This window comes from Candidatus Accumulibacter vicinus (genome assembly GCF_000584955.1).
Classification (GTDB): Bacteria; Pseudomonadota; Gammaproteobacteria; order Burkholderiales; family Rhodocyclaceae; genus Accumulibacter; species Accumulibacter vicinus.
This window is the reverse complement of the sequence record NZ_JDSS02000026.1, coordinates 25,315-38,460: the sequence shown is the minus strand read 5'-3', so window position 1 is coordinate 38,460 and position 13,146 is coordinate 25,315. Positions and strand designations below refer to the sequence as shown.

Annotated in this window: 11 protein-coding genes; 10 read left to right on the top strand and 1 reads right to left on the bottom strand. The window is 62.7% G+C overall.

Going from position 1 to position 13,146, the window contains the following annotated elements; all coding sequences use genetic code 11:
* The 7 genes from lnt to gloA form a co-directional block, all read left to right on the top strand.
* The coding region (gene lnt / locus CAPSK01_RS12345) for an apolipoprotein N-acyltransferase (RefSeq protein WP_273703601.1) at positions 1-791 on the top strand (791 nt) is incomplete at its 5' end.
* A gap of 33 nt (positions 792-824) precedes the next feature.
* Complete coding sequence (glyQ, locus tag CAPSK01_RS12340) at positions 825-1,730, top strand: glycine--tRNA ligase subunit alpha (protein ID WP_034926964.1); 906 nt, start codon at positions 825-827, stop codon at positions 1,728-1,730.
* A 1-nt stretch (position 1,731) separates the two neighbouring features.
* The gene (glyS, locus tag CAPSK01_RS12335; RefSeq protein WP_034926961.1) at positions 1,732-3,804 is read left to right on the top strand and encodes a glycine--tRNA ligase subunit beta; all 2,073 of its coding nucleotides are present in this window, start codon (positions 1,732-1,734) and stop codon (positions 3,802-3,804) included.
* Positions 3,801-4,337, top strand: a complete 537-nt coding sequence (gene gmhB / locus CAPSK01_RS12330; RefSeq protein ID WP_034926958.1) for a D-glycero-beta-D-manno-heptose 1,7-bisphosphate 7-phosphatase — start codon at positions 3,801-3,803, stop codon at positions 4,335-4,337. The genes glyS and gmhB overlap by 4 nt, the downstream gene beginning before the upstream one ends.
* Positions 4,337-5,086 carry a lysophospholipid acyltransferase family protein gene (locus CAPSK01_RS12325; RefSeq protein WP_034926955.1) on the top strand — a complete coding sequence of 250 codons (750 nt, stop codon included), beginning with the start codon at positions 4,337-4,339 and terminating at the stop codon, positions 5,084-5,086. The genes gmhB and CAPSK01_RS12325 overlap by 1 nt, the downstream gene beginning before the upstream one ends.
* Complete coding sequence (locus CAPSK01_RS12320) at positions 5,061-5,810, top strand: SprT family zinc-dependent metalloprotease (protein WP_273703600.1); 750 nt, start codon at positions 5,061-5,063, stop codon at positions 5,808-5,810. The genes CAPSK01_RS12325 and CAPSK01_RS12320 overlap by 26 nt, the downstream gene beginning before the upstream one ends.
* Before the next feature lie 9 nt (positions 5,811-5,819).
* Positions 5,820-6,212 (top strand): lactoylglutathione lyase, encoded by a 393-nt coding sequence (gene gloA, locus CAPSK01_RS12315; RefSeq protein ID WP_034926952.1) that lies wholly within the window; start codon positions 5,820-5,822, stop codon positions 6,210-6,212.
* On the opposite strand, the gene CAPSK01_RS12310 is transcribed toward gloA, so the two are convergent.
* Positions 6,209-8,170: an alpha-amylase family glycosyl hydrolase gene (locus tag CAPSK01_RS12310; RefSeq protein WP_034926948.1), complete on the bottom strand. Its 1,962-nt coding sequence runs from the start codon at positions 8,168-8,170 to the stop codon at positions 6,209-6,211. The two genes, gloA and CAPSK01_RS12310, sit on opposite strands and share 4 nt — an antisense overlap.
* A gap of 224 nt (positions 8,171-8,394) precedes the next feature.
* On the opposite strand from CAPSK01_RS12310, the gene CAPSK01_RS12305 reads away from it, so the two are divergent.
* From CAPSK01_RS12305 to CAPSK01_RS12295, 3 genes are read left to right on the top strand one after another with little or no spacing between them, the layout of a single operon-like run.
* A complete protein-coding gene (locus tag CAPSK01_RS12305; protein ID WP_034926945.1) occupies positions 8,395-10,230 on the top strand; it encodes an FAD-dependent oxidoreductase in 1,836 nt (611 codons plus the stop codon).
* 9 nt (positions 10,231-10,239) lie between these two features.
* On the top strand, positions 10,240-12,078 hold the full coding sequence (locus CAPSK01_RS12300) for a 2-oxoacid:acceptor oxidoreductase subunit alpha (protein WP_034926942.1): 1,839 nt from the start codon (positions 10,240-10,242) through the stop codon (positions 12,076-12,078).
* Position 12,079: 1 nt separating this feature from the next.
* On the top strand, positions 12,080-13,135 hold the full coding sequence (locus tag CAPSK01_RS12295; RefSeq protein WP_034926940.1) for a 2-oxoacid:ferredoxin oxidoreductase subunit beta: 1,056 nt from the start codon (positions 12,080-12,082) through the stop codon (positions 13,133-13,135).
* Positions 13,136-13,146 lie beyond the last annotated feature (11 nt).

The window sequence follows — 13,146 nt, the reverse complement described above, 5'->3', positions numbered from 1 at the left end:
TTGATTCGCTGCGCACCTATTACCGGCTGGCACAGGAGCATCCGGCGCAACTCACGGTGCTGCCCGAAACTGCCCTGCCCGCTTTCCTCGACCAGGTTCCCGCCGAGTATCTCGACGCGCTGGAAAAACTGGCGCTGCGCCAGCACGGCGACCTGCTGCTGGGAATCGCTGTCGCCGACGGCAAGCAGTATTTCAATGCCGCGGTGAGCCTGGGCGCGTCCGGCCAGCAGCGCTACAACAAGGTCCATCTGGTGCCTTTCGGCGAGTTTGTACCGCCCGGTTTCGCCTGGTTCATGGCCATGGCCAACATCCCGATGTCCAGCTTCACTGCCGGTTCGCCGGGGCAGCCGCCGCTGCGCCTGACCGGCCAGCGCGTCGGGGTGAACATCTGCTACGAGGACGTGTTTGGCGGGGAAATCATCGCTGCGCTGCCGGCCGCAACGCTGCTGATCAACATTTCCAACGTCGCCTGGTTCGGCGATTCGCTGGCGCCGGCGCAACACTTGCAGATCGCCCGCATGCGTGCCCTCGAGACCGGCCGCATGATGCTGCGCGCCACCAACACCGGCATGACGGCGATCGTCGACGTAGACGGTCGCGTGCTCTCATCGCTGCCCCCCTTCACCCGCGGCGCTCTGGTCGGCGAAGTGCGCGGCCATACCGGTGCCACCCCTTATGTGCGTTGGGGTGACTGGCCAGTGATCGTTTGTGCCTTGTTGCTGGTCGCCCTCCTCGGTCGCCGCAGGGCGGTGCCGCGGAAGCAGGTTCTTGTCCAACGAGAAACCAAGTAGAATCGTACTTTTGCTTTTACCCGAAGTTCTCTCATGCCCACGTTTCAGGAAGTGATACTGCGTCTCCAGGATTTCTGGAACAAGCAGGGTTGCGCGCTGCTGCAGCCCTACGACATCGAAGTCGGTGCCGGAACCTTTCATACCGCCACCTTCCTGCGCGCGATTGGCCCCGAGCCGTGGAATGCGGCTTATGTCCAGCCGTCGCGGCGGCCCAAGGACGGGCGCTACGGCGAGAACCCGAACCGCCTGCAGCATTACTATCAATATCAGGTGGTGCTCAAGCCCTCGCCGGACGACATCCAGGAACTCTATCTCGACTCGCTGCGTGCGCTCGGGATCGATACCGCCCAGCACGACGTCCGGTTCGTCGAGGATGACTGGGAGAGCCCGACCCTCGGCGCCTGGGGACTCGGTTGGGAAGTCTGGCTTGACGGCATGGAGGTGACACAGTTCACTTATTTCCAGGAAGTCGGCTCGCTTCCCTGCAAACCGGTCCTCGGCGAGATCACTTACGGCATCGAACGCCTGGCGATGTATCTGCAAGGGGTGGAAAACGTTTTCGACCTGGTCTGGGCAGAGGGGCCGGGCTATCGGGTGACCTACGGTGACGTCTATCACCAGAACGAGGTCGAACAGTCAAAGTACAACTTCGAGCATTCCAACGTCGAGATGTTGTTCCGTCATTTCGTCGAGCACGAATCCGAAGCCCGGCGCCTGATCGCTGCCGGCCTGGCACTCCCAGGCTACGAAATGGTGATGAAGTGCTCGCACACCTTCAATCTGCTGGATGCGCGCGGCGCCATTTCGGTGACCGAACGTGCAGCCTACATCGGCCGTGTGCGCGCCCTGGCGCGCGAAGTCGCCCAGGCTTACCATGATTCCCGTCAGGCCCTCGGCTTCCCGATGTGCAAGGCGGCGGCTGGCACTGGGGTGCAATGACATGATCGACACCGTCCTGATCGAGCTGCGCAGCGAAGAACTGCCACCGAAATCACTCAAATCGCTCTCCGAAGCCTTCGCCGAAGCCGTTTTTTCTGCGCTCAAGGCGCAGGAGTTCACGACCCCGGACAGCCGCTGCACCGCTTACGCCACCCCGCGCCGCCTGGCGCTGGCCATCACCGGAATCGCTGCCCGCCAGCCTGACCGGGTGCTGGAGAAGAAGGGCCCCGGCGTTGCCGGTGGGCTGGATGCCGCCGGCAAACCGACCCGGGCACTCGAAGGCTTCATGCGCGCGGCGGGCGTGAGTTTCGCACAACTCGCGACGACGACCGACAGCAAGGGTGAGTACTTTGTCGCCCGGCGCGAGAAAAAGGGCGAGGAACTCGCGCTGCATCTGGCCGACATCGTTGCCCAATCGCTCCGCAAACTGCCGATCCCGAAACTGATGCACTGGGGAGATTCCGAACACCAGTTCGTTCGCCCCGTGCATGGCCTGATCCTCCTGCACGGCCAGAGCGTCGTTGCCGGAGAAGTCCTCGGGCTGCACAGTGGCCGGACGACCCGGGGCCACCGCTTCCTGTCGAGCGGCGAAATCGCCATCGACCATCCTGACGAGTATGAAGCCAGACTGGCTGCGGGCAAGGTGATCGTCGACTTCTCGAAACGACGGGCAACGATCGCCGCGCAGCTCGACGCCGCTGCCGGCAAGCTTGCTGCCCGCATCCATGCGGCCGATGGACTGCTCGACGAGGTGACTTCGCTGGTCGAGTGGCCGGCGGTTTATGCTGGCGAGTTCGAAGCCGAATTCCTCGAAGTACCGCAGGAATGCCTGATTCTGACGATGCAGCAGAACCAGAAATACTTCCCGCTGCTTGATGGCCAGGGCAAGCTGCTCAACAAGTTCCTGATCGTCTCGAACATGCAGGTTGCTAACCCGGTGCACATCATCCGCGGCAACGAACGTGTCGTGCGCCCTCGCCTCTCGGATGCCCGCTTCTTCTACGACCAGGACCGCAAGAATGGCTTTGCCGCTCGCGTCATGTCTCTCGGCTCGGTGGTCTATCACCACAAGCTCGGCTCGCTCGGCGACCGCGCGCAGCGAATGGGGCGCATCGCCCGCAGTATTGCCACAAGACTCGGTGCCGAAGCCCACCTCGCCGAACGGGCTGCGCTGTTCGCCAAGATCGATCTGTTGACCGACATGGTGGGCGAGTTCCCGGAACTGCAGGGAATCATGGGCCGCTATTACCTGCTGCACGAAGGGGGTCTGCCGGTGGTTGCCGACGCCATCGAACAGCATTACCGGCCGCGCTTTGCCGGCGATGCCCTGCCTGCCGGCAACATTGCCTGTGCTGCCGCGTTGGCCGACAAACTGGATTCGCTGGTCGGTTTCTTCGGTATCGGACAGCTACCGACCGGCGACAAGGATCCCTTCGGCCTGCGACGTGCCGCCCTCGGGGTACTGCGCATCCTGATGGAGACGCCGCTGCCGCTCGACCTCGGCGAACTGATCAAGGACTCGCAGGCGGCGCTGGTCAACCAGGGCATCCAGCTCGCCACCGTCGACGAACCCTTGCTCGCCTTCATCCATGACCGTCTGCGTGGTCTCCTGAAGGACGCCGGGCATGCGCCCGATGTCATCGAAGCGGTGCTCGCGCAAGAACCGACGCGCATCGATCTGGTGCCCGCCAAGCTAGCGGCAGTACGCGAGTTCCTGCAGCTTCCCGAGTCGCTGGCGCTGGCGGCAGCCAACAAACGCATCGGCAACATCCTGAAAAAAGCCGAGCAGAATCTGCCCGAGCCGGACATCGCGCTGTTTGAGGAAGCCGCCGAGAAGGCCCTGTTCGAGCGCGTGCTGTTGATCGCGCCACTGGTCAGGTCGCATGTTGCCAACGAGGACTATGCCGATGCGCTCAAGGTTCTCGCCTCGGTGCGCCGTGAGGTCGACCGCTTTTTCGACGAAGTGATGGTGAACGTGCACGAACCGGTGTTGCGCAACAACCGCCTGGGCCTTCTGAGAGCGCTTTTCGACCTGCTCAATGCGGTCGCCGACATTTCGAAGCTGATCGTATGAAGATTGTCATTCTCGACCGTGACGGCGTCATCAACTACGATTCGAAACAGTTCATCAAGTCGCCGGCAGAATGGCGTCCCCTCCCTGGCAGCATCGAAGCCATCGCCAAACTCAACCAGGCCGGCTATCGCGTGGTCGTGGCGACCAACCAATCCGGTATCGGCCGCGGACTGTTCGACATGGATACGCTCAATGCCATCCATGACAAGATGCACCGCGCCGTGCAGGCGGCGGGTGGACGCATCGACGCGATCTTCTATTGTCCGCACTCGATCGATGCCGGTTGCAATTGCCGGAAACCCAAAACCGGCATGTTCGAACGTATTGCCAATTGCTTCAACGTCGATCTGGAAAGCGTACCGGCGATCGGCGATTCACTGCGTGACCTGCAGGCCGCCGTCGCGGTGGGTGCGAAACCGCTGCTGGTGATGACCGGCAAAGGAACGCTGACGCACACCGAAGGGGGGCTTCCGGAAGGTACGCTGATCTTCCCTGATCTCGCCGCAGCAGCCAACCACCTCCTGATTTCGTGATGGAAGCCTTGCGCACGGCGCTGTTCCTGTTGCTGGTCAGTCTGTTGACGATTCCCTTTGGGGTACTCGTTTCGCTGGCGGTATTTTTTCCGATGCCGACGCGTTACCGCATCATCGCGGTCTGGCGCAAGGGTTTCATGGCCCTTTGCCGTTACCTGCTCGGCATCCGCTACTGCGTGCTCGGCCGCGAGAACATCCCGGCCGAACCTTCGGTGGTGCTCGCCAAACATCAGTCGGCCTGGGAAACGGTCGGGCTGCAGGAGGTCTTTCCACCGCTGGTCTTCGTGCTCAAGAAGGAACTGTTGCGAGTGCCCTTCTTTGGCTGGGGACTGGCAGCGATGAAGATGATCTCGATCGATCGGGCGGCGGCCAAGGATGCACTCAAACAGATCTTCGATCAGGGGCGTGAACGCCTGGCAGCCGGCTACTGGGTGGTGATCTTCCCCGAAGGAACGCGCGTTGCCCCCGGCGAAACCGAACGTTACAAGCCCGGAGGTGCGCATCTGGCCGTGCGCAGCGCGGCCAAGGTCGTTCCGGTGGCACACAACGCTGGCGAAATCTGGAAAAAAGGCCGCTTCGCGATTTCCCCCGGTCTGATCACCATCAGTATCGGCCCGGCGATCGATCCCGCCGGCAAGACTGCGGTGAAGATCAACACCCTGGCCTCGGCCTGGATCGAGGCCGAAATGCGGCGTCTCTCACCGCATCGCTATCGCGCGACCGATGCCGATGCTGTTGCCACAGCCTGAGCCGCCACAGGCCGGCGAAACGTCGCGCAGCATTGTACTCGGCGACCGCCCCATCAGCTATGTCCTGCGTCGGAGCAGGCGCCACACCATCGGACTGTCGATCGATCAGCATGGTCTGCGTGTCGGCGCACCCCAGCGCGCCTCGCTGCGTGAAGTCGAGTCGCTGATCCGGCAGCATGGCGAATGGATCGGCAGGAAACTCGACGAATGGCAGAACCGCCGCCCGCCGGAACGACTGCAGATCGTCGATGGCGTGCAATTGCCGCTGCTCGGCAGCCCGCTCAGCATCCGCCTGGCGCTCGGCGCCAATCGCATCGTCTGGAACCTGCAGGCCGCCGAGCGGGTACTGACGCTGTGCCTGCGCTCGCCGACCGAAGCGCCGCGGTTGCTCGAAAAAACCCTGCGCGAACGGGCGCGGGCGCTGTTCAGCGAACGGATCGACCATTACCTGCCGCAGCTTGGCGTCGCACGGCCGCCGCTCTCGCTGTCGGCAGCGCGCACGCGCTGGGGCAGTTGCAGCCTGCGCAGCGGCATTCGCCTGAACTGGCGACTGATCCACTTTGCGCCGCCGCTGATCGACTACGTGGTGGTCCACGAACTCGCACACCTGCGCGAAATGAACCACAGCGAGCGCTTCTGGGCGATCGTCGCAGCGCTGTACCCCGATTACCGAAGCGCGCGCGCAGAACTCAAGCGCTGCGCGACGAGTTACCCACACTGGTGAGGAGATGAGATGAGGATTCTGCATACGATGTTGCGGGTTGGCGATCTCGATCGCTCGTTGGCCTTTTATACCGAAATCCTTGGCATGCGCGAGTTGCGCCGCCAGGATTACCCTGGCGGTCGCTTCACGCTGGCTTTCGTCGGCTACGGTCTGGAATCGGAAGGCGCGGTCCTGGAGCTGACGCACAACTGGGATACGCCCTCGTACGAAATCGGCAATGGCTTCGGGCATGTAGCCATCGAGGTTCCCGACGCCTACGCCGCTTGCGAGCAGATCAGGAAGCGTGGCGGCAAGGTGGTGCGCGAAGCTGGTCCGATGAAACACGGCACCACGGTGATCGCTTTCGTCGAGGATCCCGATGGTTACAAGATCGAGCTGATCCAGAAGAAGACCAGTGCCTAAGGCAAGACGTCGCCTGGATCCGGCTGCGGATGATTGGCCAGCACCAGGACTTCGGAAGGCGGCAAACTGCGTATCTCGACAAAGGCCATGCCGCCGCTGCTCCGTTTCACCATCAGGCTTGAACCTAGCGGATACGCTCCGGCATACGCCAGCGGGGAGCCAGCCTGCGCGGTGTTCAGCACCACCTGCAGCAGCGACCCGGGCGGGCTGAGCGAGGCGTCTACCAGGACATCGGCGCCACGTGCATCGGTACCATGGCCGTTGACCACGCACAATAGTTCTTCGTCGTCGAGAATGCGCGACCAGGCGATCAGCTCGCCCGGCCCGTAGACGTCGAATGCCCGTCCGAACAGGGAGATCGGGCGCAGGTACTGGCGACCGTGCCGCAGGCAAGGGTACTGCGCACGAACCGCATTGATCGCGGCAATGCGGGTAAAGGCCGGGCTCTGTTCGTCGAAGCAGTGCTGGCCAGCGGTTCCGAACGGGCCAAAGCCAGGCAGATCCGGGTCCAGGGCAGACTCCAGGCCGGCCCGCCCGCTCCGGAGCGGATGCGCCGGGCCGAACATGGCTTCGCGGAGATAACGATCCGAACCCTTCCACTCCGGCAACCAGAAACGCTCTGCCGGCTCCGGCCCGGCCAGGCTCTGTTCGGTCCCGTAATAGATACACGGGATACCCAGCGTGAAGGCCTGCATGGCCACGCCGGCGGCGATCTGCTGCGGCGAAGCCGCCTCGCTCGAAAAGCGCAGTTTCTGACCGAACACATGATCATGATCGTCGAGAATCGAAACATGCCGGTTGCCGAGATTGCGGTGCGAACCCATCCCCGCAGAACCTGGGTTGAAACCGTCGAAGTAGGCATGCGGGTGCACCAGCCCCTTGGCGACACCATTCAGCGTCGGGCGCATTTCGCCAATGTCGAGCGCGGCGTTCAGGTTGCGGTCGAGAACATCGAGATAGCGGTCCTGGCTGTAGTCGCCGCCTGCCACCTCACCGACGAGGAAGAAATCGTCCTTGCCGAGGTTGCTGGCGAATTCCTTGATTGCGCCGCAGAAGTTGCGCGCGTCTTCAAGTGAAACATGCTTCAGCGTATCGATCCGAAAGCCATCGCAGTCGCTCAGCGCGATCCAGTATTTGTAGCACTGCGCCAGGTCACCCAGCACCGTGTTCTGGTCAAAATCCCGCAGCGTGATGAAATCGCTGCGTTTGTGCTCGGCAAACGGGTCGTTGATGTCGCCGGCACCCAGACTGCCGCTGCCGGCACGCGTGTAGCACTCGGGATCCTGCAGTTCGCTCGGCCAGGCACCGTCTTCGGGACCGGCGATGGCGCCGACCGTCTGTCCCTGGTCACCGAGCCATGCACCGAAGGCGTAACGCCCCGGTGTATAGTGGGGCGTCGATGTGCCGCCCGGTGTTCCCTCCGGATAAACCCAGTTGGAACCCGAGTGATTGAAAATGATGTCGAGGATGACCCGCAGTCCGGCCTGGTGCGCTTCCGCCACCAGGGCGACCAGATCGGCGCGACGGCCAAAACGCGGGTCGATGTCGAGGAAATCCTGGACACCGTAGCCATGATAGCTGTCGAGGTGCCCGCGCTGCTTGAAGACCGGACTCAGCCACAGCGCCGTCACGCCGAGCCGTTTCAGGTAGGCCAGTTGCGAGCGCACACCCGACAGGGTTCCACCCTGCCAGCGGTCGGCACCCGATGCCGCCCAGAGATCCCAGCGCCACGGTTGACCATTGGACTGAGCGGGCCGGGCAGCGGCCAACTGGTGCCGGTCGAGCAAGGGGCGCGTCGCTTCGGCGCCGTCGCTGAAACGGTCAACCAGTAGAAAATACAGCACTTGGTCCCGCCAGTCCGTCGGAGAGGGAAAATAAGCCTGCCGACGTGGCAGTTTGACATTGCGGCGGATACTGTCAGGTCGCGGACGATTGAGGGCCTGATTGACGAATTGCATGATGTAGACTCCCTGGATGAGATAACGCAGATCTTCATTAAATAGAATGGTTGGCCAGTTTTCAAGAGAACTTGACGAGTCTGTGGGCAACCGGGACGCAACGGATTCGAGCACAATTACACACTATTAAACCCTTTTCAGCGCTGCAGCAGCGCGCTAGTATGACGGTTTTGGGGCCAGCGGCCGCGGCTCCCGACTCGTACCGAAGAAAGGATACGTTCTTCTTGAAGCCTACCGATATCGGCGCACCCGACTACTTCCACAAAGTCGTTGACTGCCAGTGGGCATGCCCTGCCCACACGCCCGTTCCCGAGTACATCCGTCTGATCGCCACGGGTCGCTACAGCGAAGCCTACATGGTCAACTGGGTGTCGAACGTCTTCCCTGGCATCCTCGGCCGCACCTGCGACCGTCCCTGCGAACCCGCCTGTCGCCGCAGCCGCGTCGAGGACGAAGCGGCTGATGGACGCGAGCGCAAGGAACCAGTCGCAATCTGCCGCCTGAAACGCGTTGCCGCAGATTACAAACAGGATATCCGGTCGCTCCTGCCGCGACCGGCCAAAGAGAAGAACGGCCGGCGCATCGCCTGCGTCGGCGGCGGTCCGGCTTCGCTGACGGTGGCGCGCGACCTCGCACCGCTCGGTTACGAGGTGGTGATCTTTGACGGCGATGCCCGGCCCGGCGGCATGATGCGCACCCAGATCCCGAAATTTCGGCTGCCTGAAGCGATCATCGACGAGGAAACAGGCTACGTTCTCGGCCTCGGCGCCGATTTCCGTGCGGGCGAGTACGTCAAATCACTGAAAAACCTGCTTGCCGAAGGCTATGACGCGGTCTTCGTCGGCTCCGGAGCGCCGCGTGGCCATGACCTCGACATCCCCGGTCGCAAGGCCGCAGCCAAGTACATCCATCTTGGCATCGACTGGCTGGCCAGCGTCGCTTTCGGGCATACCACCTCGATCAGCAAGCGCGTCATCGTTCTCGGCGGCGGCAACACGGCGATGGACTGCTGTCGTTCTTCGCGACGGCTCGGCGGCGAAGACGTCAAGGTCATCGTCCGCTCGGGTTTCGAGCAAATGAAGGCCAGTTCCTGGGAAAAGGAAGACGCGATGCACGAAGGCATCCCGATCCTCAACAATCTCGTTCCCAAGGCCTTTACCCACAACAGCGGCCGCCTTACCGGCGTCACCTTCGAGAAGGTGCGAGCGGTATTTGACGAGCAGGGACGGCGCAGCCTGATACCGACCGGCGAGCCCGACGCGCACTTCGAATGCGACGAGGTGCTGGTTGCCGTCGGCCAGGACAACGCCTTTCCCTGGATCGAGCGCGACATTGGCCTCGAGTTCGACAAATGGGGACTGCCCAAGCTCGACGAACGGACGCTGCAATCGACCATTCCGAATGTCTTCTTCGGTGGCGATGCCGCTTTCGGCCCGAAGAACATCATCTGGGCAGTCGCGCATGGCCACGAGGCGGCAGTCTCGATCGACCGCATGTTGAACGGCGAAGACCTTGCCGTTCGACCGGCCCCCAATACCCGTCTCGTCCCGCAGAAAATGGGCATCCACGCCTGGCGCTACGACAATGCCATTTCGGTCGATCGCCGTCTGCGCGTACCGCTGCGCGACATCAGTGCGGCACTCAAGAACATCAAGATCGAGGTCGAACTCGGTTTCGACCCGCAACTTGCTGCCAAGGAGGCACAGCGCTGCCTGAACTGTGACGTGCAGACGGTGTTCACGCCGAAGCTGTGCATCGAATGCGATGCCTGCATGGACATCTGCCCGATGGACAGTATCAGCTTCACCACCAACGGCGAGGAGAACGAGCTGCGCCCGCGGCTGCGCGCCCCGGCACTCAACCCGAGCCAGGATCTGTACGTGTCGGAAACGCTGAAAACCGGACGGGTGATGGTCAAGGATGAGGATGTCTGCCTGCACTGCGGCCTCTGTGCCGAACGCTGCCCGACTGGCGCATGGGACATGCAGAAGTTTCTGCTCGAAATGACACACGCAGGCGCCGGCTGTCGCAGTGCCGGTACGCAGCCCGCAAGCGCTTAAGGAACGAGAATGCAGAAGATCGAAGCAGTCAATGATTTCGTGGTCAAGTTCGCCAACATCAATGGCTCGGGATCGGCATCGGCGAACGAGCTTTTCGCCCGTGCCATCCTGCGCATGGGCGTGCCGGTCTCGCCACGCAACATCTTTCCTTCGAACATCCAGGGGCTGCCGACCTGGTTCGAAGTGCGCGTCACCGAGCAAGGCTATCTCGGTCGCCGCGGCGGCGTGGACATGATGGTGGCCATGAATCCGCAGACCTGGGACCAGGATGTCCGGGAAATCGACCCCGGCGGCTACCTCTTCTACGACAGCTCGAAACCGCTGCCGCGCGCCAAGTTCCGCGACGACATCCACGTCCTGGGCATGCCGCTCACCGAGATCTGCAATCAGACCTACAGCGACGCGCGCGAACGCCAGTTGTTCAAGAACATCATCTATATCGGCGCGCTGACAGCCCTGCTCGACATCGACCCGGCCGAAATCGAGAAGCTCTTCGGCGAGCAGTACAAGGGCAAGGAGAAACTGTTCGAATCCAACGTTCAGGCGCTCAAACTCGGCATGGACTACGCACGCTCCAGCCTCCGGCCGATCGCGCTCAAGGTCGAACGCCGCGACTGTGTCGGCAACCGCATCTTTGTCGATGGCAACAGTGCTGCCGCGCTCGGCTGCATCTATGGCGGCGCGACGGTCTGTGCATGGTACCCGATCACTCCTTCGTCTTCGGTCGCCGAAGCATTTCAGCGCTACGCGCAGAAGCTTCGCATCGACCCGGAGACCGGTGCGCATCGCTACTCGATCGTACAGGCCGAAGACGAGCTGGCGTCGATCGGCATGGTCATCGGCGCCGGCTGGAACGGCGCACGCTCATTCACCGCCACTTCCGGTCCCGGCATCTCGCTGATGAGCGAGTTCATCGGACTGGCCTATTTCGCCGAAATCCCGGCGGTACTGATCAACGTGCAGCGCGGGGGCCCATCCACCGGCATGCCGACGCGCACCCAGCAGGCCGACATCCTTGCCTGCGCTTACGCTTCGCACGGCGATACCAGGCACGTACTGCTGTTTCCCGAGGACCCCTATGAATGCTTCGAGATGTCGGCGCAGGCACTTGACCTCGCCGAGCGCCTGCAGACACCGGTCTTCGTCATGACCGACCTCGACATTGGCATGAACCAGCGGCTTTGCCGGCCGTTCGCCTGGGACGACAGCAAGGAATACGACCGCGGCAAGGTGATGACCCGCGAGGCGCTTGATGCCGGTACCGATTTCGGTCGCTACCTCGACGTCGACGGCGACGGCATTCCTTACCGTACCTATCCCGGAACGCACCCGACCAAGGGGGGTTACTTCACCCGTGGCACCACCAAGAATGCCTACGCCGGCTACTCGGAAGCCGGTGCCGACTACATCTACAACATGCAGCGGCTACGCCAGAAATTCGAGACCGCCAAGTCGCTGCTGCCGCTGCCGGTGCTCTGCGCTGCCAGATACCCGGCGCGCTTTGCCGCCCTCTTCTACGGGTCGACCGGCCCGGCCATGCAGGAGGCACTCGACGCGCTCGCCGAGCAGGGCATCTACATCAACGCCCTGCGCATCCGCGCCTTCCCGTTCCAGAACGAGATTGCCGACTTCATCGCCTCGCACTCCAAGGTGTTCGTCTTCGAACAGAACTTCGACGGGCAACTGGCAACGCTGCTGGTCAACGAGGCCGGCGTCAACCCGGCCAACCTGATTTCGGTACTGCACTACGACGGCACACCGATTACCGCTCGCTTCATCACCCAGGAGATCGCCGAGCGCGTTTCGCGCCTGAACGTGCGCCCGCTCCGACACGACATGGTGGCCTGAGATGACCTACCTCGCCAAACCCAAGCTGCACCACCCCTCGCTCGCCAAGAACCGTGTCGGCTACACCCGCCGCGATTACGAAGGCCGGATTTCGACGCTCTGCGCCGGTTGCGGCCACGACTCGATCTCGGCCGCAATCATCCAGGCCTGCTGGGAACTCGACATCGAGCCGCACCGCGTCGCCAAGCTCTCGGGAATCGGTTGCTCGTCGAAGACCCCTGATTACTTCCTGGGCAACTCGCACGGTTTCAACACCGTGCATGGACGCATGCCCTCGGTGCTCACCGGCGCCTATCTGGCCAACCGCGAACTGATCTACCTGGGTGTCTCGGGTGACGGCGACTCTGCGTCGATCGGCCTCGGCCAGTTTGCGCACGTCATGCGCCGAGGCGTCAACATGACTTACCTGGTCGAGAACAACGGGGTCTACGGATTGACCAAGGGCCAGTTCTCGGCGACCGCCGACAAGGGCTCGAAGTCCAAGAAAGGGCAGACCAACAACGACGCGCCGATCGACCTGGTCACTCTCGCCCTGGTCATGGGAGCGACCTTCGTCGCGCGCGGCTTCTCCGGCGACAAGACCCAGCTGGTGCCGCTGATCCGCGCTGCGATGGCCCACCAGGGCGCGGCGGTGATCGACATCCTTTCGCCGTGCATCGCCTTCAACAACCATGGCGGTAGCACCAAGAGCTACGACTACGTACGCGAGCACAACGAGGCGGTCAATCGCCTGGACTTCTTCCCGCAGCGCGAAGAGATCACCGCCGAGTACGGCGCCGGCGAAGTGACCGAGGTGCGCCAGCACGACGGTTCTGTGGTCCGCCTGCGCAAGCTGCACGCCGACTACGACGCCAGCGACCGGATCCGGGCGATGAGCTACGTCCAGGAACACGCCGCACGTGGCGAGCTGATCACTGGCCTGCTCTACCTCGACAGCGATGCCTGTGATCTGCACCAGGAACTCGATACTGTCCTGTCGCCGCTGAATACGCTCGGCGCAGCCGAGCTGTGCCCGGGGTCGGCCGCACTGGAGAAGATCAACGCCTCGCTGCGCTGAGGCATCAATCA

Excerpts from the sequence above, each read along its gene's own strand:
- gloA (WP_034926952.1), top strand. The coding sequence starts at position 5,820 with ATGAGGATTCTGCATACGATGTTGCGGGTTGGCGATCTCGATCGCTCG.
- CAPSK01_RS12325 (WP_034926955.1), top strand. The coding sequence starts at position 4,337 with ATGGAAGCCTTGCGCACGGCGCTGTTCCTGTTGCTGGTCAGTCTGTTG.
- CAPSK01_RS12300 (WP_034926942.1), top strand. The coding sequence starts at position 10,240 with ATGCAGAAGATCGAAGCAGTCAATGATTTCGTGGTCAAGTTCGCCAAC.
- glyQ (WP_034926964.1), top strand. The coding sequence starts at position 825 with ATGCCCACGTTTCAGGAAGTGATACTGCGTCTCCAGGATTTCTGGAAC.
- CAPSK01_RS12310 (WP_034926948.1), bottom strand. The coding sequence starts at position 8,170 with ATGCAATTCGTCAATCAGGCCCTCAATCGTCCGCGACCTGACAGTATC.
- gmhB (WP_034926958.1), top strand. The coding sequence starts at position 3,801 with ATGAAGATTGTCATTCTCGACCGTGACGGCGTCATCAACTACGATTCG.
- glyS (WP_034926961.1), top strand. The coding sequence starts at position 1,732 with ATGATCGACACCGTCCTGATCGAGCTGCGCAGCGAAGAACTGCCACCG.
- CAPSK01_RS12320 (WP_273703600.1), top strand. The coding sequence starts at position 5,061 with ATGCCGATGCTGTTGCCACAGCCTGAGCCGCCACAGGCCGGCGAAACG.
- CAPSK01_RS12295 (WP_034926940.1), top strand. The coding sequence starts at position 12,080 with ATGACCTACCTCGCCAAACCCAAGCTGCACCACCCCTCGCTCGCCAAG.